Source organism: Aminobacter sp. SR38 (assembly GCF_014843375.1).
In the GTDB taxonomy this organism is placed as follows: domain Bacteria; phylum Pseudomonadota; class Alphaproteobacteria; order Rhizobiales; family Rhizobiaceae; genus Aminobacter; species Aminobacter ciceronei.
The window spans coordinates 4,056,870-4,079,919 of record NZ_CP062112.1 but is presented as its reverse complement, the minus strand read 5'-3'; the positions used below and the strand labels follow the sequence as shown (position 1 = coordinate 4,079,919).

The window sequence follows — 23,050 nt, the reverse complement described above, 5'->3', positions numbered from 1 at the left end:
CATGTAGGAGGAACTGGCGTGGCGGCCCGCAGCGCCGGCGGAAGTGTGCTTCTCGCCGGCGCAGCCAATCCCGTCAGGACAGATCAGAACTTGTAGTTCAAGCCGACCTTGCCGCTTGAAAGGCTGAGGTCGTAGGTGTCCCCATCGAACTCCCGCTCGCCAAGCCCGTAATAGGCGTACTCACCGAAAACCGACCAATTGGCATTGAGTTTCAAAGCGACGCCGGCGCCAGCCGTGTACCCGGTGTATGTGGGGCCGGCGGATCCTCCCGGGTACTTTATTGCAGTATCCGCCACGGCCAGACCGGCCAGGCCGTAGAGCAACACGCTGTCGAAGGCGACACCGCCACGGGCGGTCAGGCTGGCCAGCCAGTTGACTTCCATGGAGATGTTGGGAAATGGCCCGAAGCCGAAGTCGTAGTTACCGCTCAGGCCACCCCCGGAGACATCGCCCTGCACACCGAGCACAAAGTTACCGAACTGCGCCAGAGCGCCGACCTGGCCGCCGGCGAGCAAGCCGTCAAGCTCGAAGCCTGCCTCAAAACCAGGAACCCATTGTTCCCCTTGCGTCGCGGCGCCATCGGCGAAACCGACATGCAGGCCGGCGTAGATCCCGCTCCAGTCCGTCGCGTCAGCATACGCCGTGCCGGCTGGGGCGGTCTCGGTAGTCACGTTTTCCGCCCGCGCCGTCCCCACGCTCATCGCAATCAACGCAGAGGTCATCAAAAGGCCAGCATGTATCTTCACAGCCTAATATCCTTCAATATATGTCGCTTCAGTTTTAATATAGATCGCTTCAGCAGCGTCGCCTGACAGGCGCAGCCGCCATCGCAAAAAGTGTAGACAGTGTGCTGGGCAGTCAGACCTTATTGTTCCGGCATGTCAACCAAGCAAAGCGATATTTCCCAGTTGATCGAAACTATGGCTCTGCAATCCCGTTGACGGTAGTGCGCGGGATCTGGGCTAGGACGTCTCGGCCATCCGGCACTACACGATCGAGGAAGCCTGCGAAATTCGTTCCGACGGCCGTCCACTTCATTCTGACACCCGGCACAAAGCGCGGCGAGATCGAGCTGCGCGGTATGGGGAACTGGGTACGATCCTGAACTGGACCGAGCGACAGGCTGTTGGCCCTGCAACCAAAAACACTCCCGGAGCAAGGCTCACGGGAGTGTCGTTATCAATGGTTCTGGGGCCAGGCTTTGGCTTTTATCGCGCTTTGCTTGTCGGTAAGTCCGGTCGAGGGCTTGGAGGAAACCGATCGTTCCGATCTCAAGCAGTGGTCTCTGGACCCTCGGGATGAGTTTGGTTCGCCGTTCCTGTCACGTCGCCTTCAATACAATTGTGCCAGCGATCCGGTCGTGAAGTGCGACACGGCTCGCGAGAACAGACGCACACAAAATGCCCAGCCAAACCATGGGCACGATAGCCCCAGCGCCGAGACGGCTCCTTGTCCAGATAGCCGGAGCCCCGTCGCCTGGTTCGAGAGTAAGTCCGAATGAAAATGACGAGTATAGTAACAATGCCAAAGCTGGCGCCAGAACAGCCGTCCGAATGACTGCACGAGCTATCGGAAGGCGTCGTTGTTTGGTGTCATTGACGCTCGTTACGCGCAGCCCAGCCAGCCGTTTGCCGAAAGTCGCGCCGCCCCTCGCTTCGGCGATCAACCGGTAGACGAGGAGAAGCGCGAATGCGAGCCAGTCAAGGACAATGATCTTCCCGTCGACCAAGCCCCCCTGTCTGTTGAGGTAGTAATATTCCGGAGCCCGCGTTTCGTCGTTGTTTCGCGTCCCTAATAGCCGTGCCGTTGGCAGGCCAAGAACAGTTTCGCTGCAGTCATCGATGAAGAAGGCGCCGGCCTCCAATGGTGGCAATACGCCCGCATTCGCTGGCCCACATAGATTGACGAAGAACCAGGTTTGGCCCTGCACCTGACCGTTGGTTGAAAGATACAATGACGCGAGGATCAGTTGGGTGACGAAAAGGATGCCGAGTGCGTCGATTGCAATGGCTGCAACGCGACGAAGGATACTCGCATTCTGCGTCTGTCGACTGTCCACTGCCATTTCTCCCCACCCAGCAAGAAGATATGCACGGCCTCGACTCGATGTTTCAAGTGATCTGGATAGTCAGATAGTCGGCTTTGCCTGCTTGCTGGCCGCTGCTGGGCTTAACTCGAGTGGTCAGCTGCGTCCAGATACACAAACGCCCCGCTTTGGGGCGGGGCGTTTGTGTATTTGGTTGCGGGGACACGCAACTACCGATACCGACATTTGCTTCATATCGCAGTTTGAAAGAGATAGCCCAAGAAACATCCATATGGGATGCACGGGCGGCATCCAAAACGTGCGAGGGCGCGACTGCTGGAATGACCTGCATAGGGCGCATGTCATCGGACAGCCTTGACGCCGTTGGCTGCCTGACCGCTTCTAGCCGAGGGACTGGGATAGCCTCCCTTCGAGGGCGAAGCCCCGTTCAGTGACGTCAAGCGTCCCGATCAGATCCAGCTCTTCATTGCAGTTGCAAATGGCCAAATCTTACGTCAATTAGACCGCGACCGGCACCTGTGGCTTGAGCGCAACGCGGTTCAGCACCTGGTTATAGACCTCGACCTCACCCGGCATTTCAAGCGTTACGACGATCGCGAAATTGGCAGGTGTGTCACCGTCGTCGGCTTCGCGCTGCACATCAAGTTCAACAAAACCGTTGGCGGCAATCGCCGCAGCTTTGTCACCATCCCAGCGCCGATGGACGACCGTCCCTTTGTGGGCTTGCTTCGGATCGGGCTGGACACCGCTCGCCTTGATGCCGGCCGTTCCGAGCTGCGCCGGCTCGACGATCTTCATCCGCACGGCGCGATAGGCGACGGCGCCGGGTCGCGGCGGCGAGAACCACGCGAGCGTTGCCGAGAGGCCGTGCGGTTTCGCTTTGGCGGTCATCGTCGCTGGCCAGGGGATGCGGAAACGCCGACCTTGGTCGGCGATCAGTGTTCCCACCGCCCACAAGGTGGCGCGGTCGTCCGCGCAATTGATGATCAGCTCGGGGTCATAAGCCCCATAGCCGATGTAGCGGCGGACATTATCCTTCTGCCGATAGCTATACTTGCCTTCGGGTGGTCCCAGCACCTCGATCAGCAGGTCGCGAGCATTGGTCCAGCGGGCGCCGTGGACCAGGAGAGTCTTCAGCAGGCAAGCACGCTGCGCGCTCGGAAGCGCGCCGAAGTCAGCATAGGCTGCTTCGAGCGCTTCATGAGCACGTGCAGCCACGCCGGTGGCGAGCGCGGCGGCGACGCTGGTGCCGATCGAGCGGGCTATGACGTCAGGGCCAGGCGATGTGCCCGACGGAGGCGCGGCAACCGCGATGCCCCCAAATGTGGCAGCATTGGTTGTAAGCGGTACAAGATGATGATGGTCACCCTGCGGCGACAGGCGAACATGGTGGCGACCGCCAGGCGCCAGGATTTCGGGCTTGGTCGCGCCATTGTGGCCCGGCCCAAGCGCACTCGACACCGAGCAGAGCCCAGTGTCTGCCCAGACGTCGAAATTATAGGCCGGCAGCTGGTTCGGGTAGGTGAATTGGTCGGCGTGCAGGGCGCCGACGGTGATCGCGTTCATCGCTTCGGCCGGCGCGAGGATACGGCGGTTCGTCAGTTGCTTGGCGCTTGCGCGAAGCGCCACGCGCACCCTCTCCGCCGGATCGAGCGCCTCGAAGGCACCGGCGGTCATGTCGAGCGTCTCTAGCGGCGCATGATGATTGCCGGCGCTGATGATGAACAAAATGCCGTAAGTCGCAGAGAGGTGATCGACGACGCGCGCCCAGCCCGAGAGGCGGCCGGCGAACGGCTTGTTGGCGTCGCCGAGCGAAGCATTGACGATGAGCACGTGCCGCGCGGTAGGCACGTCGCCGGTGCGCATCGCGAGCACCGCGCGCTCGAACATATCGGCGGGTAGCAGGTCGGGGAACCGCTCGGGCGATGCTGCGTCGGCGGTCGCGTAGAGCATGTTGACGAAGTGGACGCGGCGTTCAAGGGGACGTCCCCATGCGGCGTTGATGTCGCCGTGGACGACGGCGCTGGCCATTGCGGTGCCGTGGGTGCGCATCCCGACCGCCTGCCCTTCCAAGTCGAAGGGATCGTCGATGCTGAGCGTTCCGGCGAGGCGCGGATGCTGGGACAAAGGAACGGCATCGAAGATTGCCGCAATTGGATCGCCGTGGAGCGCCGGTGCGCCGCCAGCCGGCAGACCATCAACCTCTTCTGACGGCACCAACTGGAAGATGCTCTGGGGCCGGATCTGAAGCACCGCCTCGACACCAGCGAGACCGGCGGGATTGCGTGCGATCACGTCGGCGAGCGCCGGACCCGGCAAATCGGCGAGCAGCGCATGGTAGCCGGCGCCGGTGATCCGCGACCGCGACACGACTGCGCCGTCAACCGCAAGGATCGCGGCGCGCGCCTCAGCCTCGGTCACCTCGCCATTGCGCCGAAACACGAGCTCGACCTCGACCCGGTAGAGCGCCGTATCGCGAGCATATTCCTCGACCAGGATGTCATGGTCGGCGGTGGTCACGCGGTCCTGCGGACCCCAGGGGCGGATGTTGCGCAGTTGGGAGAGCATCGTCTTCCACGCGCTGAACCGGTACGGCACGGTGCCGTTCTGCTGCCAGCCGCGCCACAAGGTGACGATGTTGCGCAGCGCCGCCTCGCTCGGCACCATCAGATAGACGACGGGATCGCTGTCGAGCTCGTCTTCGTCGAGATCCTCGGCGCCCAAAAATTCGAGGCCGGGCACGAGTCGCACCGCCTCGGTGAACTGCATGACCCCGCCGGTCAGTTCGAAAACGAGCAGGCGTTCCGGCGCGAGGGCATCGGGATCTGCGCGCAGCTGTAGCATCGGAGTATTGACGTCGAGCTGCGCAGCGAGGCCGGCGAGCTTTTGGCCGGCGGGCGTCCCGGCCTGTTCCCCGGGAGCGAGCTTACGCGCCCGGGGAACTCCCCCCCCTGTCTTTCTTGGGATCGCTACGGGTGCGCCGAGGCGCAGCAGGGGCTGTTTCGGGGGAATGGCCATCGCTCTCCGGCTTTATCCGCGTTTTCCAGAGGCGAAGTTCCTCCGCGAGAATGCCTTTCAGCGTCTCGCTCCCCTGGGACAATATGTGCCGCCGCCGGATATTCTGGCAGAACTCGAAGATGTCGGCAAAACTCGAAGCGCCCATTTGAGTGGCGATCTGGGTCGCCGACAGTCCCGTCGGCTCGGGCCAGGCATCGAGAAAGCGATCGACCAGAACGGCTGCGGCGTCGCGCGATGGCAGGGGCATGTCGATGCGCAGCTGGAACCGCCGCCAGACCGCCCGGTCGAGGAGTTCGGCATGATTCGTCGCGGCAACCACCACAACATAGCTTGGTAGCTGATCTAGCTGCATGAGCAGGAAGGAAACGACGCGTTTGATCTCGCCGGTCTCATGGATGTCGCCGCGCTCTTTGCCGACGGCATCGAACTCGTCGAAGAACAGGACGCAGGGGGTCGTGCGGACATATTCGAACAGTCGTGCGAGCCGCGCATTGGTCTCGCCGAGATAAGCGCCTACGAGGGCGTCATAGCGCACGGTGAGCAAGGGCACTGCGATCGCTTCAGCGACTGCTTCGGCCAGCGAGGTCTTGCCGTTCCCCGGCGGCCCCGAGAGCAGGACGCGGTGTCGCGGTTGCATGCCCTGGGCGCGCAGCAGGTCGGCACGATGATGCTCCTCGACCAGTTGCCGGGTCAGCCGCTCTGCGGGGAGCGTCAAGATCAGGCTGTCGAGCCCGACCCGCGGCTCCGATTCGACGACGAAATCTCGGCCGGGCGCACCGGTGCGACGCAGCTCGCTCGACGTGGTAACGGGTACCGAGGCGAGCGCGCGGTGAAGCTTGTCGGCCAAGACATGATGGCTTTTGGCGCGTTCTTCGGCGACCAGCGCCTCGACGGTCGTGGTCAAAGTCGAACGGTCGCCAGACGCTCCTGCCTTCACCAACGAAACAAGGAGATCACTTCTGGCCATCTAATCCTACACGCAGCGTTTCGCCTCTGGCGCGAAGCTTAACACGCAGCCCCGGCCGTGTGAATCCCTGGACGCCCGCGCCCTCGGCAATCGAGACCCCTGCAGGATATTCAAGCTGGTTGGGCCTGTGGACGCGTCGGACGTGATCTCGAACTGGACCAGCCAGCCGGTTCTCTGCTGAACCACTTGAGAGCGGGCCCATATTTTCGGACCCATCACAGGCGCACCGGTTTTGATCTTCGCCAGGTCGCAGCCTCGCAACTTGCTATCTATTGCGAGGTCAAAAAGGGGCACGATCCCACATACGTTCTTCGTGATCGAGGAAGAACCCGATCGCCCGTATCTGCCTAGGTTTCAGGCCTCTTTGGGCGCCAACCTGCTGACCACCGCTCCATGCCAGCTGACCTCCATTGAAGAAAGGGCCAGAGCGCCTTGTCCTGGCGCGGGGTCGAAAGTTTGTTAGTCCGATACCAATAAACTGCCGTCCCGCGGAGAACCCATTTCAGACGTCTCCTTGCCAGTATCCCAGAGTCAACCGTTGATGCAGTTGACCGTCCCGTGTCGAGGCTCCAATCGCCACTGGATGAAAATGCAGTGCAGGTCTGCACCGCGTGATATGTTCGAAATTTCAGGCAAAGGGGGGAGTTGTGTCCGAACAGGAAAGTTCTTCGAATACTCAAATTCCCGGCGTCAATTATGTTGTTCCCTTGAGTTCATTCCAGCTAGAGGCCGTCAAAGCGGCTGTCGCAGCTTCCAAAGTCGCAGACAGTCTTGATGTCTATGCTCGTATCCGTACAGCAGTCGTAGACATAAGAACGGCAGGCGGAGACGACGAAAGCGAACGAGCACTAGGGGTCTTAAGCCAGGTTTCTGGATACCACTTCAAGCCTGATGATCGGATCGAGCCGTTCGGTCCTTTGGCGGTCATGGACGGCCGCAGGTCTGCCATCCCCACCGATCTCCTAGCCGATCAAGTTGGAATACTTTCACAGTTTGCCCCCGAGGTCGGCCATCCAGCATTCCGTGCCAGAATCGCTGATGTCTGTTGGCTTTTGAACAAGAAGGACACAGCGTCGGGACTGCGAGCGATGGCGAGCTATGTCGAGTGTGTCAGAGCAGTGCTGAACGCCGAAGCTCATTTCGATTTCGAGCAAACAAATCCTGCCAGTGTGCCAGCCGCCGAATACCTAACGCGGGCCGCTGCCATCGCGCGCGCTATGGGCTGGAAACGCGAAGAATTTGATCCGTTGCGCCAAATCATTGCGGAAGTGTCCCAATTCGCTTTGGACAATGATGACGGTTGGGGATTTATCCATATCGGGCCAATCAATCTGGGTACTGAGGTTTGGGATTATGCTCAACTCGGACAAGCGGCCGAAATCCTCGTCGCAAGTGACAAGCTCGCGCGCGACCATCCGGGCAGAAGAGCGCTGTGGGACCTCGCCGCACGCGCCTACCACCGGGCTAAGGATTCCAACAGCAGCAACCGGTGTTTGATCGAGGCCGCTGAGACGTATGTTGCGGATGCCGATGCGCGACCGGATTCAGCCTTCGTTCAGACTCACTTCCTGAATGACGCGATACAGGCGCTGAGGCCGCTTCCGGGAACAGCCGGTCGACGGCAGGCATTGCAAGACCGTCTAAATTCAATCCAGCCGCGCATCACAGACGAAATGTCGAGCTTTTCGCACGAGACGAACATCACCGAACTGGTTGAGGCAACCGAAGCAGCGGTGCGGAACAAAACGCTAGCCGAAACAGTTCGGGCCCTATTCATGTGTGAGAAGTCACCCGACCCGGATAAATTGCGCGACGAAGTTCTGAGCGCGGCTTACGGAAGCATATCAGCGATCTTCTCGACGACGGTCAGCGACAGCCAAGGCCGAACCCGTTTCATTGCCCCCGGCTTGGCCCCCGCTGGACCGCCAAATGAGAATCAAGTCCGGTTCCTCGTCAATCAGCACGATCGAATTCGGCGCAGCCTTGTTGTGTCCGGCAGGATCGATCCCATCCGGCGCGTCCTTTGGGAAGAACACTCCGTTTCTGTCGAGGCACTGTTGCCTTTGATGCAGGCGAGTCCGTTCGTGCCACCTAATCACCAACACACGTTTGCGATCGGTGCTGCACGGTTTATCGGAGGCGACGAACTTGAGGCCGCACACCTGATCTTGCCGCAACTGGAGAACTCCCTGCGGCATATCCTCAACTTGGAAGGCGTGGAAACTAACCGGATTAATCAGGATGGCACACAGGAAGAGGCAATGCTGAGCCGCATTTTGGAGGATTTCCGTGAAGCACTTCTGCGACTCATGCCTCCCGCCCTAGTTCAGGAAATCGAGCTTCTGTTCAACTTTCGGGGCGGGCCCTCCATCCGTCACGAATTGGCTCATGGAAAAATGTCGGATGGCGAATTCTGGAGCCCTGACGTGACGTATTCGATATGGCTGGTCCTCCACATCGCTACACTGCCGACTCTCCGACATTGGGATGAAGTTGCAGCGCGCATATCAAGACGCTCACGTCGCGTATCCTGATAGCACTGGAGGCTTCGAAGTTCATTTCGACGCCACTATGGGCGACACGCAACTGTGCGGGCATTGCCTCGCGGTAATCGATCATCTGCAGTGTGAATCGTAGCGCCTTGGTTATTTCGAAGGGGCTACAAGTCGAGCGCTGCAAGACGCTGCAGAGTGATCCAGCGGAACCGCGTGTCTCGATTTAGCTGTCGAGAAATGATGGTGTCCGCTTCGCGGGAGCAGTGAAGTTGAACTGACTGGTCGACGTAAGGCGCAAAGCCTTCGTTCAGTAGCGTGGGGAAAGCGACTGCTTCGAGTTAGATCGGCCATGCCATGCCGCTGAACCAGTGTGCGTAACCTGAGGTAGCACAGTCCCGGCCTGGTCCAACACGCAACCCTTTCAAGAGGCGCTAGATCTGCTGGCCAATATCCGCTCAAGCGCTGTGCATGTCCCGGATCTTCCCATCTTATGCGACGCTCCCGGCGACGGAGCGGGCAGCGTGCATGCGAAGGTACTGAAATCCCTCACAAAAACCGGGCAATATGCCCGCGACCGGCCGCCATGCACCGGAAAACGCAAGCCATGCCAATGGCTTAAGGCGTTTCGGGCATGCGCTTTTATCTCGCCGTCCTCTGTCGTTCTGTAAGCGTCCGGTCCTGACACCTCGTTGGCGTAGTGCAAAATCGCTGCATGTGGAGTTCCTTCGTAGCATGGAGGGTCTCCGGTGAATTTGAGACATTTCGAGAACACGGCGCGTAAGTCCTTCTGGGTGGTTCACGTCGAAGCGTGGCGTCAGAGCGGGTTGGCGCGCACAACCTATTGCCGCCATCACCATCTCAACCGGCGTACGTTCGAGCGCTGGCTTGACCATCTGATGGGCAAGGAAGCAGCGCGCAAACATGTGGAATCGCAGGCACAATCGCTCCGAGAAGCGTGCCCGCAACAACGCCAGAAAGGGCCGCGCCGGCGTCAATGCCAACGTTTTGGCGTGAGCACGGATGTGCGCAATCGTGCGCTTCGGGCGTTCTGGGCAATGCATGTCGAGGCGATGAACGGGAGCGGCATGGGCGTTCACGAATACGCCGCGGCACTGCAGCTTTCGCCCTACGCGCTGCGCCGTTGGCGTGACCGCTTGGAGGACTGGCGCGCGCATCCCTCCGCCCGCCCGCCCGTTAGTGATATCACTAACGGCGCGACGTCCGAAAACGGCTTGACAGCGCGTCCAGATGACGCTCCCGCCACGCGCTTCCGCCGGTTCTTCACGGACGCGCAGAAGCTCGCCATCGTCCAGGAGAGCGAAGCTCTAGGTGCAACGGTCTCGGCTGTCGCGCGCCGGCACGGGATCGCGACCGGCATCCTGTTTCGTTGGCGCGCGGAATTCGGCGTGACGCAGAAGAAGCAAGCGAACTGTCATCTGTGACGCTGGCAACGGACGCGGCAGCGGCACTCGCGCTGCAGAACCTTGTGCGGCCCCCTGACGGGATGATGGCAATCGAACTGCCGGATGGGCGGCGTGTCTTTGCACCTGCGGGCAGTGATCCTGTTGCCGTACGAGCGTTCGTCGACAGCGGAGGGACTGCATCATGATGATCGTTCCGGCGGGGTGAAGGTGCATCTGGCGCTGGGCACACCGACATGCGGAAGGGGCTGGCTCGCCATGGTGGTCCAGGCAGTGTGTGCCGTGGCGGCGCACTCCATGCGATCAGCGATATGCTCGACTGGGTTCCGGCACAGCTTCGCGTGGTCCGCATCACGCGCCCGAAATACGCCTGTCGTGCCTGCGAGACGATAGCACAAGTGGCTGCGCCGGAGCGGTTGATCGCCGGCGGACTGGCAACGCCGGCGCTTCTGGCGCAGGTGCTGGTCTCCAAATATTGCGATCACACGCCGCTCTACCGGCAGTCGCAGATCTTCGCCCGACACGGTGTCGATCTGGCGCGCTCGACGCTGGCTGGATGGGTCGGCGGCGGCTGCTGGTGGGTGGAAGCCCTGCACGAGCGGCTGGTGAGGAACATATTCGCCTCCAACCATCTGTTCGCCGACGACACACCGGCGCCGGTGCTCGATCCGGGCCGTGAGCGGACCAAGACAGGGCGGTTGTGGGTCTATGCCCGTGAGCAGCGACTCTGGGCCGGACCCGAGCCGCCGGCGGCAGTCTACCTGTTTGCGCCGGACCGAAAGGCCGAGCGCCCGATATCGCATCGGCGATGATGAGGGGCTAGCCGGGCTGTTCGCCTGCGGACCGTCTGCCAAATTGAGCATGGTGGCCCATGCCGATCTCAGGCTCCGGTTTCGCCGGCGGGCAATCCTTGAACGGGGGTGCCCTCATCGGTACCACCGGACCAATCGCCGATTGGGATGACGAAAACAGGGATCACACGATAGGTCTTGCCCCATCGTTTTGCTGTCGCAGCCGCTTTGATCTCACTTGCGTGAATGTTGGGGGGCGTGATCTTGCCGGTCTCATCGACGACCGCCCATGCCTTAACCGGCGCCGTCTCCATCATTTGCATTTCTTGTGTCCCAGTATAGTGCGTTAAGCTAATATACGGCGACGGGTGTATAGCATGCGAGACGGCAGCCAAAGCGACGAACGACTTCGAGCCGGCCCAATTTTGATCGTGGTCGCCACGGTCTGTTTTTGGATAGCTGTCGGCGCAGCCATTCTTGTCTAGGGCCATCCCAGCCGAGCACAACCCGACCTCTTGCCAGCGTCCAAATGCGAACCCAGTTCGTATTTCCCGGTTGGGTCCAAATTGCCCACAATGGGCATTTGGGTGTCGTAGGCATCGGCCTCCACTGCCTCCGCTCCATGACGCCTTGTGCCCATCTGTATCTCTGCGCGATGATAGCTGCCGTCCTCGGCTGAGGACATTGATTGCGTGCATCCGATGGCAGTCAGACTTCAGAAAGGCGTGAAATGTCCGATGATCCCCGTGTTGACGCCCTAGCTGCCAGCGAATTGGTGTCGTCGTCGCTGCTTGCCTCCTTGGTTGGAATGCTTGGGGCGAAAGGCATTTTTTCCGATGAGGAAGTCAGGGAGATTTACGTGCACGCACATGGCCTGCTTAAGGAGCACCAGGCCGACGAACCGGGACTGGCATCGATCTACGACGCTGCGCTTGAGATCATCGAAGCGGAATTGCGGTGAGCATCGGAGTGGCCTCAGACTCAGATCCCGCCTTCATCTCCGAACTGGCACGCGCCGCGAATGAGATTGCGAAGTTGACGCCGACTGAAACCACTCGACTGATGCAGCGCGCCGCAGCGAGCATCCGGGACTACAGGGACGAGATAGCCTTCTCCGGGACGCCAGCCAACGACACAGGCCAAGGAGACATCGTGTTCGAACTTAATGCGATGGCAAGTGCAGTCGATCTATTTTCGCCCGATAAAGTCTCAGCAATGTTGCTTGAAGCAGGCGCAGTCATCAAGGCATGCAAGATCCTGCTGGATGAGAAGCGGCGGATCGAGACTTAGGGCCGCGCACCGCATTTTGTCGGGCGGACGCTGGCGGGCACCCACAAAAAAAGGCCCGCCACGAGGCAGGCCGGAGAGCAGGATGTAACCGAAGGCGATCCGGCTACGCGGCCACTATACATCAAAATACGAAATGAGCGCTGCGGTTTTCCGACGCCTGCCTATGCGGTGCAAGAACGACAAAAGGCCCCGCCACCTCTTACGCCAAACTCAGGTCTGATCAGCCCAACAGGACGTATTTAGCTCAATTCTGCTGCTTCATGCCAATCTGCTGTACAGGATGCAGCAGGTACAAGGATCTTGTATTTCATAGACTATCAGACGTTTTGAGGGCAGATCCTATGGACATCAAGACTGAGGAATATAGTGTTTGGGCTGAAGGAAGCGATCTATATTTTAGCGGAGTCATGCGGCTGGAGAACAAGGCCGCTCCGGAGATTACGTCGCTGGTTCGGGACCTCCTGAACTCAAGGCCGCCAGCTATCACGGTACATCTGTCCGACCTTGAATTCCTCAACTCACAGGGCAGGAATATTCTGGCAAAGCTGATGATCGAGGCCCGAAATCATCCCGAAGTTCGGATGGTGGTTCGGGGCAATAGCAATATTGTGTGGCAGGAACGGTCGCTGCCAAATCTCAAAAGATTGTATCCGGGTTTGGTGTTGCTGATGGATTGAAAGCGAAGGCCTGCCGGAGGGCGAATTCGCGACAGGCCTCGCTGCTAGAGCGCCTGACGGTTCGGGGCGTTGCCTTGCGCTCCGCCACAAGAACGCTTGTGCACGAGACCTGCCGTTACCGGCTGGAAAACGGCAGGCCCGCTGCTTGGAGCGCGGCCTGAGGGCACGCGCTCCGCTAGCACAATCTCTAACTGCGCCATGCGTTCCCGCCAGCTAGTAGCTAGTCTGCCCTACCCTCGTATCCAATGAGCTAATTGTGCGTATCGCCGCTGAGAGTAAGATTTAGCATTAGGCTGGGGTAAGTGCCCGGCGCAACGCCTTGCATCGACGAATGAGCGTTGCGTCGGCTGCCCTTCCGAAATCCATGCTACGGCAACAAACGGCCCGACCTGGCGACGTCCATGCGGGCCGTACTTGCTTGCCCATTCTTAAACGACAGAAGCCCCGCCACCTTACGATGACGGAGCCTATTGCCTGGGCGCTTTTCGCGCCGCGGTACTCAATACACGCCCGCAGATGCTCAGGATGCATCGTCCGCAATTAATATTAGTTTAAGCTAAAAACCACCACCACCCTTCGGTAGCGAAGGCACGTCAATCGCCAAATCTGGCGATAGCGAAGCCGTAAGCGCTCTTGCAATCTCAGCCGCACAAGCGAATACGTTCCGCTAGTGTTGAACGTGGAGAAATCTGTATGACCGAACTATTGCCGAAGCCGACTGATCATCTCATCGAACTCACCGCCGACATTGTGACGGCCTATGTTTCGAACAATCCGGTGCCGGTAGCAGAACTTCCGGGATTGATTGCTCAGATCCACTCCAGCATCAGCAGGCTCGGTACGCCACTCGAACCGGAGCAAGAAACGCTAACGCCTCGGATGCCGATCAAGAAGACTGTCACACCCGATTACATCATCAGCCTTGAGGACGGAAAGCAGTACCAGACCCTTAAGCGGCATCTCGGCATCTTGGGACTGACGCCTGAAGAATACCGTGCCAAGTGGTCGCTGCCGAGAGATTACCCGATGGTAGCTCCGGGCTATTCGGCAAGGCGCTCGGAACTGGCGAAGAAGCTCGGCCTTGGCCGCAAGCCCGCGACCAAGCCTGCGGCGAAACAGGTAAAGCGCGCACCAGGCAGAGCGAAGTCATAGAGCACGTTCCGCCTCCGCCTCCCCGAGAATTCTGGCGAGGCTCACTTGCTTCGCTGAATGGCACTCGTGACGATGGGATCGACATCCCGATCATTACCGGCAGACACCATCGCCAAGATGCCAAGCCCGATAGCGATGGGCGCAAAGAGCAATGCGACATTTGCCAAGCACTTCAATGGCGCCCATCGGTCGGAGGTCGTTTTCCGTTCGTCATCCATTGGGCAATACCTGTGTGCTTGGGCCTAGCTCCACTCCGTCGGTATCTGCCCCATTTGTCGTGATTAAGCCGCGTCAACGGAGATTTCAGAGCACGGTTAGATATGGGTGAAGGTACGCCGCTTCCGTGACCCGTGACCCGTAACCGGCGACCGGCGACCGCTCAAACAACAAAGAGCCCCGCTGCCTAATGGCAACGGGGCGATTGGGTGGTAAGTCAGCGGTACTGGATACATGACCGCTTCAGCCAGGGTGGCTTCGCAGAGTTAACATCCGGGGAACCCATCAAGAGGCGAGCCCCACCAAGGCGAACGCAAGCCAGGTGGGGCTTCTTGTTTCTGGATCATCCTGCACGCTAAAACGACAATAGGCCCCGCCAGCCGAAGCCGGGGCACTATCGAAATTCGTCAAGAATGCCGCCAGACTTTCACCGCCGATATCAGAAGGATAATGGCGAGCGCGGGTAGCAGTACCCCGTTTGGAACAACATCAAGAAGCAAGCCGCCGATAAAGGTCCCGACGATAGAACCGCCCGCCATAATGAGTAGGAAAGCCTTGTTACGACCCAGCACCGAGAAGCTCTGATCTCGACTATAGCGCGTGAAGCCTACCAGCATCGTTGGTAGGCTGACCGCGAGTGAGAGGCTTCCAGCGAGTTTGATGTCAGCGCCAAACAGCAAGACAAGGGTTGGGATAAGGAGTTCGCCGCCGGCGACGCCAAGCAGCGATGCAACAACTCCTATGAGAAACCCGACTGCTACACCTGCAATGATTTGAGCCATCCCGGTCAATAGAGGATGGCGGACGTTCGCATCATGACCGAAGACCAATACAATCGCCATGGCGACCAGCAGTGCTGCAATAACCTTGTAGAGAGTTTCTGACTTTAGGCGCGTAGCCCACCCCGCCCCGAACCATGCACCTAGCAGGCTTCCCGCCAGCAGGTTCACCACAATCGGCCAGTTTGCCGCGATACTGGCGAATGGCACGGTGCCAGCACGAAATGGCAGGGCCGTGGCCACGACCACAAGGCTCATCGCCTTGTTGAGGATGACTGCTTCAAGAGCAGCAAATCTGAAAAGCCCTATTAGAAGTGGCAGGCGAAACTCCGCTCCCCCGAGGCCGATCAGCCCACCAAGTGCGCCTATGATTGCACCTCCAGCAAATGCGGAAGAGCGATGGCGGCTAGAGGAAGAAGCGGATGTTTCCATGAGCGTTCTATTCAACAAAACATAACGTGTGTCGAGATTCACCTCCCGCGCTCGCGCACAAAAAAAGCCCCGCGGCCTTGCGGCGGCGGGGAGTGATTGCCTGCAATGAAAATGAGTTTGCTCCTTTCCCATTACCTTGTGCAAGATTTGCACAATCAGCCAGGCGCAGCCCAGAATTGGCAGGCGCAGCCCGGCTGTCTGTGACACGTCGGCAAGTGACGGCATCCACCAGGGACTTGTGACAGCCCCCGCCGCAATGGTGTTCGTCGCCCTCTCCATTACGCGGTTAAGACTACAAGCTTCTTTGCCATGATGGTGGCTGTCGCTTTCGCGGTGGTTGCCTTGTTCATCACCGGGTTCATGGACGGTGCGCGGGATCCTGCTCCCATTCAGGAAGGCACCCAGCACGCACCCAACTAGGAATTCCACACCATCAGGATCGAATGGCTCTTTTGCGCGTTTATTTGCAGGCTCTAAAGCTGGAGCAGAGCTATGACCGCGGTTATGTGGTTTGGCGCTTTATTGGTTGTTTGCGGTGTCGTGACCCTCGCACTTGCGGTTCTCCACCGAGGCCAACTCAGCGATAGCCATGTTGACCCCATTGCAGGCCGCACACTGGAGCCTTGGCGTCTGCGCGGAGGTGGCCACAACTGGCCAGGCTTGCTGCTGATCGCTATTGGCGCAATCACACTTCTGATGGGGGTGTTCGCTTACCCGCAATGAAAGACATCAAGTCGGTCGATCTACACGAGCCCGCCACTTTCTTTGAGTGTGAGGACAGCCAACTGCCGCACGGGATGGCGTTTGATCACCTGTCGCAAGCCTTGCGGCATGCAGCAAATGTTCCGCTAAGCAGGCGACATTCTTCGGCCAAGATCGTCACGCGCTCAGGCGCTCAATACAGCTGGGAAGAGATCAACGTTCTACACGACCATCTGCGGGCAACTGACAGCAAGGCCTAGGGGCACGGTCCGCTTGTTCGGCCGGGTTGGTGAGCCCGCTCGACAGGCGGCGGCAGCGGTGGGAGGATACGCGCCTCAATGCGGGAGTGCGCTATATGAGCTTTGGTTCGCCGGCTATGAACAGTGTTGAGGTCAACAAGAAGACCGACGGGTATTACTACAGGGTGCACTTTCGGGGTAACACTTTGGAGGAGACCGGCCCCTTCTCGACGAGACAAGAGGCAATCGCGGCCGGCAACAGAGACCTAGCAAGGCATGAGGCGGCACGGAGATGACGCAGCCTAAGCTGCCTTGTTCTCGGCACGCAGAGGCTCCAGCATAACCGCACGATGTGTCGGCTTCGCGCCGGGCGCGCCATCCAGTTCGTAACTGCGCCGGCTGGCCGCAGCCATAAAGCGCGTCGCATGAATTTCGTCACACCAGTCCTCTCGATGGCCAAAGCGGCTCATGCCCGCCTGCTGTCTCGGCTTGATTGATTGCCGGAATTCAACCGGGCGGCTATCCCAATCGGGGCGCTACTCCCGAATTCGTTCCCAAGGTCAGGGTCGCTGACGAAAAACCGCCTCGCGGGGAGCGCGACGAAAGTCACCGCACGATCCGCGCTGTAGCCATATCTCGCTCCTTCATGCCATTTGTATGAGCAATCTCCGTCACGGTGTGCCCCTCGACGCAATAGTCGATCAGTTGGGCCGGCGAAATCGCGCCGAGCTCGTCACGCCTTGCAGCTTGTCGAGCGCGGCAACCCTGCCTTCGGCAATGCCCTGGGCGTAACCTGACCGAGTGCCCCTCAAGAAATCGGCCGAACTGGCGACCGCCATTCCTGCTTGCTCCCAGCCGGCATGGAAAAGAGCATCCTGCTTGTTGCGGCCATAGCGCCATTCGAATGTGCCAGGCCGAGAACGTAGCTCTTGGCGCTCGTGACAGTCGGCCGAAATCTTGACCTTGACCTTTGTCAGCCGTGTGCCGTCCTTGCCGCCATTCTCCCGTTTCAGTTTGAGAGTGCGAAGGCGTGATTTCTCGCCTGCCTTCCTTCGAGCCGTTTGGGCCGCTTTGATTTCATGGGCAGACGGCGCGCCCCTGGGCACCGCGCACATCCGTGCCGCCACCAGCTGCTTGTTAAGATCGATGCTTGCGAATACCAGGTTTGAGTTGTTCCATGTCCCGCCTTCTGTCTCGGAGCTAGCCTTAGCGGTTTCTCGCCATTGGGCGACGCAGGTTGAGGATCTCGCTGGATAGACGAGGCGGTCGAACCAGAGCATGGGGTGGCACTTCGGGGTTCGCATAGTGATAGGCAAAAAAACTGTTGGACGCGATCACAAGTCGGCCGTCGTCAAATCTGCAAACCAGCGACTGAAAAGGTGAACCGGCATTCTTGCCCCATCGCTCGAGCAGCGCGAGATTGTCGGGCTCGAAAAACATCTGGGACCAGAACAGCAATAGAGTCAGATCGTCTAGTCGATCCGGCAATGCATCCGCAGATGCTCCTCGATCCAGAATTTCTGTCTCATGCTGTGAGGCAAGTTCTTCGCCGCGCCATGTGGGCAGCGGACGACTCAGATCCTCTATGTCTCGCATCAGCGTCAGAAGCTGCTGATAAGGTACAAACGGCCTGCCCCAAAATTCTGTTCCAACAGCTGTGCCAAGAACATCGGTACCAATGACCGCATTACCTTGATTGTCCTTGACGCCAGTATCGATTTTGATCTCAATGCGACCGCTATTCCGCGACAGCTCTGCACCGAAAAACTTCGACAGTCCTCGCGCCTTCTGATCGATTTCCGCGCGAACGTCTTCAAGCGCTTTCGCGATCTCTGAAAGAGCTGCAGCAGCGTTCATCAAGCGCCCTGCATTCGGAGCTATCTCACTCCATCGACGCTGCAAGTAACGGATTCTGGCTTCCTTTCGGTAGCGCTTCTCCGCAACGTCAAACTCCCCTTGGTAGTGGCGTTTGGCGCAATCGTGCCCGATAAATCTCACTACGCGCTCTTCGGGAAACCAAGCCATTCTGCCGATGCGGAACCAAGGTTCCGTTGGATGACAAATGGGACAAGGCACCAAGTCCTTTTCCTTACGTTTGAAAATAGGAACCTTGATTTCACGCGCGGCCGATGGGTGTTGTCGCTGTGGCAGTGATAGCTCGCAGAACTCCCGGTCGCCCGCGTACCGAGCCCAGCCCCACTCCGGGATATTGGCTCCATTTCGCTGAACCCTGAGGTGGATACCCATGATCGTCACCCTGCCCGATGACCGGCTGCCCGGCCTCGCGAGAGTGCGGGTGGCCAATACCGCCGCCCTCGAACTCCTGCCTGCGAGCATTTTGTCACAAATACCTCTACGCCGCCTTCCGCCGCTGCTCTTCAAGCTGGCGTCTGCGTTCGTTGCACTTCGTCGCAGGGAGTTCGTGTCGACATGCTGAAATGCAAAACCCGCCTCGTGGGCGGGTCAGGTCGCAATTCTGCGCATGGAAACCCGGTAAAGGGTTCGTGACGAAAGTCAACGCACGATTCGTGTACGGTTCACATGAAACCGAAATGTAGCGCGCACATATTTAGATGATGATTGCGTGCGCGATCTCCGCTGCCGCGTGCCCGTGGACGCAATAGTCGATCAGTTGTGCCGAAGGGACAGCGCGGAGTTCGTCACGGAAGCCTTGCAGCTTGTCAAGCGCGGCAACCCTGTCAGGCGAAGTGAGAAATTGACCCCCGAACGAAACGAAGAACTGACCCCTCGTTTTTGAGAGGATCAGTAGATGAATGTTGAATTTCCATTGAAGCTCGCCGTGTCGAAAACAGCGCGAGTTGAGGAGATGCGGTCGGGGGAAGAGGTTTCAGCGATGGTTCGACTGCATGAGGTTGGCTGGGGATCGAAACGGATTGCGCAGGAGTTCGGCTGCGCACGCAATACGGTTCGTCGCTACCTTCGTGAAGGTGGTGTGGTGTCGTATCGCCAGCCTGCTCGTCGAACAGCGTTTGACGGTCTGGATGATTGGCTTCGGGAGCGCTTTTTCCGCCACGACGGCAATGCCGATGTCATTCGCCAGGAACTGGCGAGCGAGCATGGCATCGTCATTGGGTTGCGTTCCGTGGAGCTTCGAGTTCGACAATGGCGACGCGAGTTGAAAGCGCAGAAGCGGGCGACGGTCCGCTTCGAGACGGCGCCGGGTCATCAGATGCAGATCGACTTCGGCGATACGCGTGTCTGGATCGGCGGCGAGCGGGTGCGGATCCATGTGTTTGTCGGAACGCTTGGCTATTCCCGCCGGATGCACATTCGAGCCTCGCCGAGGCAGCGCCAAACCGACTGGTTCGAAGGGATGGAAGGCGCATTCCTGCGGTTTGGGGGTGTTCCGGTGGAAGTTCTGATCGATAACGCGAAGGCGCTGGTCGAACACCATGATGCGGTGACGCGCGAGGTGAAGTTCAACGCTCGGCTGCATGCCTTCGCCCGGTATTGGGGCTTCACGCCGCGGGCCTGCGCTCCCTATCGGGCACGCACGAAAGGAAAGGACGAACGCGGAGTCGGCTACGTCAAGAAGAACGCAATCGCGGGACGCCGGTTCGAGAGTTGGGCGGCGTTCGAGGCGCATCTGGACCGGTGGACACGCGAGGTGGCCGACCAGCGTGAACACGGCACCACCGGTGTCGCGCCGACGGAACGCTTTGCTGCTGAAGCTCGTACACTGCGCCCGCTGGCTGGCCGAGCGCCATTCGGACAGTTGCGGGATCTGGTACGCAAGGTTCAGGCAGACTGCGCGATCGATCTCGACACGAACAGCTACTCTGTGCCTTGGCGCCTGATCGGCGAGAGCGTTCAGGTCGTGGTGCTGGCAGGCCGGGTGATCATCCGTCATGCGGGCCAGGTGGTGGCCGATCATGCCCTGTGTCGAGGGCGACGGCAACGGATCGTGGACCGGGCCCATTTTGTTGGCGTTGCCGGCTTCGAAGGGCCAGTGCGCGCAGATCCTGTCGAGATCGCGCCGGCCGCCTTGCTGCGGCCACTCGCGGAATACGAGGCGGTTGTCGGAGGAGCCTGGTGATGACGAACGTAGATCACGACGTGCTCATCGCAACGCTGGACCGGCTGAAGTTGACGGCGATCCGCGACCAGCTCGATACGCTGCTGGATGAAGCGGCTCGTTCGAAGATGACCTTGCGCGAGGCCCTGGCCTTCCTGGTGTCGCGGGAGATTGCCCGCCGCGACGAGCGGCGCATCTCCATGTCGAGCAAGCTCGCCCAGTTCCCCTTCGTGCGCGAGCTGGACGGCTTCGACTACGAGGCGCAGCCCTCACTGGATCAGGAACAGATCAGGGAACTGGCGACCTGCCGATGGATCGCGCACGGCGACACACTCCTGTTCCTGGGGCCGCCGGGCACGGGCAAGACCCATCTGGCGGTCGCCCTGGGCCGAGAGGCCATCCGTCAGAATTACAACGTGCAGTTCATCACGGCGGCGACGCTGGTGGCGATGCTGGCCAAGGCTCATGCCGACGGCTTGCTCGACAAGCAGTTGACGCTCCTGTCGCGGCCGAAACTGCTCATCATCGACGAACTGGGCTATCTGCCCTTCGAGGCCAACGCTGCCCATTTGTTCTTCCAACTGGTGTCGCGGCGCTATGAAAAGGGATCGATCCTGATCACCTCCAACCGGTCCGTGGGCGAATGGGGAAGCGTTTTTGGAGACCCCGTTGTGGCCACGGCGATCCTGGATCGCCTGCTACACCATTCCACGGTGATCACCATCCGGGGCGACAGCTACCGGCTCCGCGAAAAGCGCCGGTCCGGCCTTCTGCAGAAGGCCGGACCGGCGCTCGAAACCAACGAGACAGCAAACCAATGAAGGGGGTCAGTTCTTCAGTTCGCCAAAGGGGTCAAATCCTCGCTTCGCTTGACAAACCCTGCTCTTCGGCAATCCCTTGGGCGTAGCCTGAACTGGTACCCCTCAAGAAATTCGCTGAACTAGCGACCGTCATCCGGCGCGCTCCCATAGAATGGCTAGTGCGATCCTGCATGAAACAGCGCATCCTGCTTGTTGCGGCCATACTGCCATTCGAATGTGCCAGGCCGAGAGCGAACTAGGAGAGTGCGCCTCGATGATCATCGAAGCCTCTGAAAATGCGGCCCACTCGGCAGCAGCCATCGTCGCAGTCAACATCCGTGATTGCGGCAAGGCGAAGTTGGCGAATCGAGAGATCGCCGACCTTGCTTTCCGACTTGCTGCGCATGTCCGCCCTGTTGCTGACGATGTTCGCGCAGTCCAGATCAAGCGCATTCTCACCCATCTAACGAAGGCCGATCAATGGGAGGCCAAGCTCAGGTGAGCCAATGTGCCAGACCGAAGCATCCATGTTAGGCGACTTGCACGGCTGGCCGACTGCGGCGCGCTAGCAGCGGCTTTTCGACGAAGCGATAGGAGAGCGCTGCGGCACCGATCGATAGAACGATCACCACGAAGGTTCCAGAAAACGGGTCCGCGTTATCGCGCACCGCTCGGACGATTGGGTAGTGCCAGAGGTAGATACCGTACGAGATCGACCCAAGGTAGACTAGCAACCTAACCGATAGCGCCGCGCTGATCGGCGTTTGGTGGCCGCTCGCCAACGACATCACCAAAGCCGCCGCCGCCAGGTCGATCAGAACGGCTGGCCAAGTCAAGGCATCGAGCAGTTTCCAATGCAGCAACAGGAAGGCCAGTCCAAGTACGATCATCGAGAAGCGGCTCAGGACCAGCGCGGCTTGCGGGCTGGGACGCCATGGCAGGACAGCAACCAGCGAGCCCATGATCAGGCCGCTCAGGCGCGTGTCAAACCGATAATACACCTCCTGCCAATTCCCCCAGGCCAGCGCCTCGCAGATGCGCCATGCCGACGCCGCCACGAACAACGCCGCAAGAATCCAGACGACGGAACGCGGCGACAGCCGGCACGTCGCGATCACCACCAGGGGCCAGATCAGATAGTAGTGCTGCTCGACGGCGAGCGACCATGTGTGGTTGAGCTTATCCGGCCAGTCCCAAAACGCGAATGAATAGTCCGTCAGGTAAAGGCCGGCTAGGGCCACGTCGCGCGGCATGGAGTCTTCCGGAAACAGAGCAGGAGCCACCAAAGCATACGCAGCCAGCATCAGCAGAAGCGCCGGCCATAAGCGCAGTGCGCGCCGCAGATAGAACCGGCGCAGATCGATCCGGCCCGTCGCGGCAATCTCGGCCCGCAGAAGCGAGGTGATCAGATAGCCACTGAGGACAAAGAAGACATCGACGCCGATGAACCCACCGAAGCCCGGAGGAAACCTACAATGGAAGAACAGCACGGCCAGCACCGCCAATGCTCGCAGCCCGTCGAGCGCTGGATTGTACGTCATCCCCCTGCCCTCGCTACCCATCGGCAATGGTATAGAAGGTCGCGGGAGTCCGCCAGCTTTTGTCCTCGGCGGCGATCCAGTTGGCCGATAGCGCGCCGTTGCGCAGATAGACGAAATTAATCGAGCCCTTGGCACATTCGGCCAGCGAGTTGTCCTCAGCCAAGATGTACAGGAGAACTGCACTGGCACCTGACGGCTTCTGCACCACTCCACTGTCGGTCGTGCCGACTCCATTTCGATAGATATTGCGATCCGTAGTGCCGTTTTGCGTATGATGCAGCCGGTACTCCGCGCCCAACGTTGGATCAAGGCTGTCCATCAGCCAAGTATCGGTTGAATTCCAGATTCCGAAGGGGTCCGGGGGCCAAGTTGGGTCTAATCTCGTGCGACATCTATCTTTGGCATTATCCAATACTTCGCCTTTGCGGGAGGCTCTCCCAGCTTGAC

At 59.7% G+C, this 23,050-nt stretch carries 21 protein-coding genes and 2 pseudogenes; 12 read left to right on the top strand and 11 right to left on the bottom strand.

Features of this window, described 5'->3' with window-relative positions; genetic code table 11:
• Positions 1-83: 83 nt before the first annotated feature.
• From IG197_RS20055 to IG197_RS20040, 4 genes are all read right to left on the bottom strand, one after another.
• A complete protein-coding gene (locus IG197_RS20055) occupies positions 84-746 on the bottom strand; it encodes an outer membrane protein (RefSeq protein ID WP_192314509.1) in 663 nt (220 codons plus the stop codon).
• 575 nt (positions 747-1,321) lie between these two features.
• Positions 1,322-2,065, bottom strand: a complete 744-nt coding sequence (locus tag IG197_RS20050; protein WP_192314506.1) for an RDD family protein — start codon at positions 2,063-2,065, stop codon at positions 1,322-1,324.
• 480 nt (positions 2,066-2,545) lie between these two features.
• Positions 2,546-4,891: a S8 family serine peptidase gene (locus tag IG197_RS20045; RefSeq protein ID WP_154387215.1), complete on the bottom strand. Its 2,346-nt coding sequence runs from the start codon at positions 4,889-4,891 to the stop codon at positions 2,546-2,548.
• An 82-nt stretch (positions 4,892-4,973) separates the two neighbouring features.
• A complete protein-coding gene (locus tag IG197_RS20040; RefSeq protein WP_246670902.1) occupies positions 4,974-5,969 on the bottom strand; it encodes an AAA family ATPase in 996 nt (331 codons plus the stop codon).
• Positions 5,970-6,679: 710 nt separating this feature from the next.
• Here IG197_RS20040 and IG197_RS20035 point away from each other — a divergent pair.
• The 3 genes and pseudogenes from IG197_RS20035 to IG197_RS20025 form a co-directional block, all read left to right on the top strand.
• Entirely contained in the window at positions 6,680-8,566 is a 1,887-nt protein-coding gene (locus IG197_RS20035; protein ID WP_154387182.1) for a DUF4209 domain-containing protein, read from the top strand.
• A 707-nt stretch (positions 8,567-9,273) separates the two neighbouring features.
• Positions 9,274-9,969: a transposase gene (locus IG197_RS20030; RefSeq protein WP_246765197.1), complete on the top strand. Its 696-nt coding sequence runs from the start codon at positions 9,274-9,276 to the stop codon at positions 9,967-9,969.
• A 257-nt stretch (positions 9,970-10,226) separates the two neighbouring features.
• Positions 10,227-10,751, top strand: a pseudogene (locus IG197_RS20025) (transposase); the annotation flags it as partial.
• Between the two features lie 77 nt (positions 10,752-10,828).
• Here IG197_RS20025 and IG197_RS20020 read toward each other — a convergent pair.
• Complete coding sequence (locus IG197_RS20020; RefSeq protein ID WP_185910239.1) at positions 10,829-11,056, bottom strand: hypothetical protein; 228 nt, start codon at positions 11,054-11,056, stop codon at positions 10,829-10,831.
• Between the two features lie 413 nt (positions 11,057-11,469).
• Between IG197_RS20020 and IG197_RS20015 the strand changes: the two genes are divergently transcribed.
• The 4 genes from IG197_RS20015 to IG197_RS20000 all read left to right on the top strand — a co-directional run bounded on the left by IG197_RS20015 (position 11,470) and on the right by IG197_RS20000 (position 13,858).
• The gene (locus IG197_RS20015; protein WP_154387184.1) at positions 11,470-11,700 is read left to right on the top strand and encodes a hypothetical protein; all 231 of its coding nucleotides are present in this window, start codon (positions 11,470-11,472) and stop codon (positions 11,698-11,700) included.
• Positions 11,697-12,029 (top strand): hypothetical protein, encoded by a 333-nt coding sequence (locus IG197_RS20010; RefSeq protein WP_154387185.1) that lies wholly within the window; start codon positions 11,697-11,699, stop codon positions 12,027-12,029. Before IG197_RS20015 ends, IG197_RS20010 begins: the two co-directional genes overlap by 4 nt.
• Before the next feature lie 341 nt (positions 12,030-12,370).
• Entirely contained in the window at positions 12,371-12,706 is a 336-nt protein-coding gene (locus tag IG197_RS20005) for a hypothetical protein (protein WP_154387186.1), read from the top strand.
• A gap of 693 nt (positions 12,707-13,399) precedes the next feature.
• Entirely contained in the window at positions 13,400-13,858 is a 459-nt protein-coding gene (locus IG197_RS20000) for a MucR family transcriptional regulator (RefSeq protein ID WP_154387187.1), read from the top strand.
• A gap of 623 nt (positions 13,859-14,481) precedes the next feature.
• On the opposite strand, the gene IG197_RS19995 is transcribed toward IG197_RS20000, so the two are convergent.
• A complete protein-coding gene (locus IG197_RS19995; RefSeq protein ID WP_154387216.1) occupies positions 14,482-15,285 on the bottom strand; it encodes a sulfite exporter TauE/SafE family protein in 804 nt (267 codons plus the stop codon).
• Positions 15,286-16,004: 719 nt separating this feature from the next.
• On the opposite strand from IG197_RS19995, the gene IG197_RS19990 reads away from it, so the two are divergent.
• Complete coding sequence (locus IG197_RS19990) at positions 16,005-16,247, top strand: hypothetical protein (protein WP_154387188.1); 243 nt, start codon at positions 16,005-16,007, stop codon at positions 16,245-16,247.
• A gap of 281 nt (positions 16,248-16,528) precedes the next feature.
• On the opposite strand, the gene IG197_RS19985 is transcribed toward IG197_RS19990, so the two are convergent.
• The 3 genes from IG197_RS19985 to IG197_RS19975 form a co-directional block, all read right to left on the bottom strand.
• Positions 16,529-16,696 carry a hypothetical protein gene (locus tag IG197_RS19985; protein ID WP_154387189.1) on the bottom strand — a complete coding sequence of 56 codons (168 nt, stop codon included), beginning with the start codon at positions 16,694-16,696 and terminating at the stop codon, positions 16,529-16,531.
• Between the two features lie 231 nt (positions 16,697-16,927).
• Entirely contained in the window at positions 16,928-17,506 is a 579-nt protein-coding gene (locus IG197_RS19980) for a hypothetical protein (protein ID WP_154387190.1), read from the bottom strand.
• Complete coding sequence (locus IG197_RS19975) at positions 17,433-18,473, bottom strand: hypothetical protein (RefSeq protein ID WP_154387191.1); 1,041 nt, start codon at positions 18,471-18,473, stop codon at positions 17,433-17,435. Before IG197_RS19975 ends, IG197_RS19980 begins: the two co-directional genes overlap by 74 nt.
• Here IG197_RS19975 and IG197_RS19970 point away from each other — a divergent pair.
• The 4 genes and pseudogenes from IG197_RS19970 to IG197_RS19955 all read left to right on the top strand — a co-directional run bounded on the left by IG197_RS19970 (position 18,472) and on the right by IG197_RS19955 (position 21,564).
• On the top strand, positions 18,472-18,663 hold the full coding sequence (locus tag IG197_RS19970) for a hypothetical protein (RefSeq protein ID WP_154387192.1): 192 nt from the start codon (positions 18,472-18,474) through the stop codon (positions 18,661-18,663). The genes IG197_RS19975 and IG197_RS19970 overlap by 2 nt on opposite strands.
• A gap of 405 nt (positions 18,664-19,068) precedes the next feature.
• Positions 19,069-20,283: pseudogene (gene istA / locus IG197_RS19965) on the top strand (IS21 family transposase); the annotation flags it as partial.
• Positions 20,283-21,083, top strand: coding sequence for an IS21-like element ISSme2 family helper ATPase IstB (gene istB / locus IG197_RS19960; protein WP_192314504.1), 801 nt, complete (start codon positions 20,283-20,285; stop codon positions 21,081-21,083). The pseudogene istA and the gene istB, both read left to right, overlap by 1 nt.
• A 253-nt stretch (positions 21,084-21,336) precedes the next feature.
• Complete coding sequence (locus IG197_RS19955; RefSeq protein ID WP_154387193.1) at positions 21,337-21,564, top strand: hypothetical protein; 228 nt, start codon at positions 21,337-21,339, stop codon at positions 21,562-21,564.
• Positions 21,565-21,592: 28 nt separating this feature from the next.
• On the opposite strand, the gene IG197_RS19950 is transcribed toward IG197_RS19955, so the two are convergent.
• Both IG197_RS19950 and IG197_RS19945 read right to left on the bottom strand, forming a co-directional pair.
• A complete protein-coding gene (locus tag IG197_RS19950; protein ID WP_185910240.1) occupies positions 21,593-22,603 on the bottom strand; it encodes an acyltransferase in 1,011 nt (336 codons plus the stop codon).
• A 13-nt stretch (positions 22,604-22,616) separates the two neighbouring features.
• Complete coding sequence (locus IG197_RS19945; protein WP_185910241.1) at positions 22,617-22,922, bottom strand: hypothetical protein; 306 nt, start codon at positions 22,920-22,922, stop codon at positions 22,617-22,619.
• Positions 22,923-23,050 lie beyond the last annotated feature (128 nt).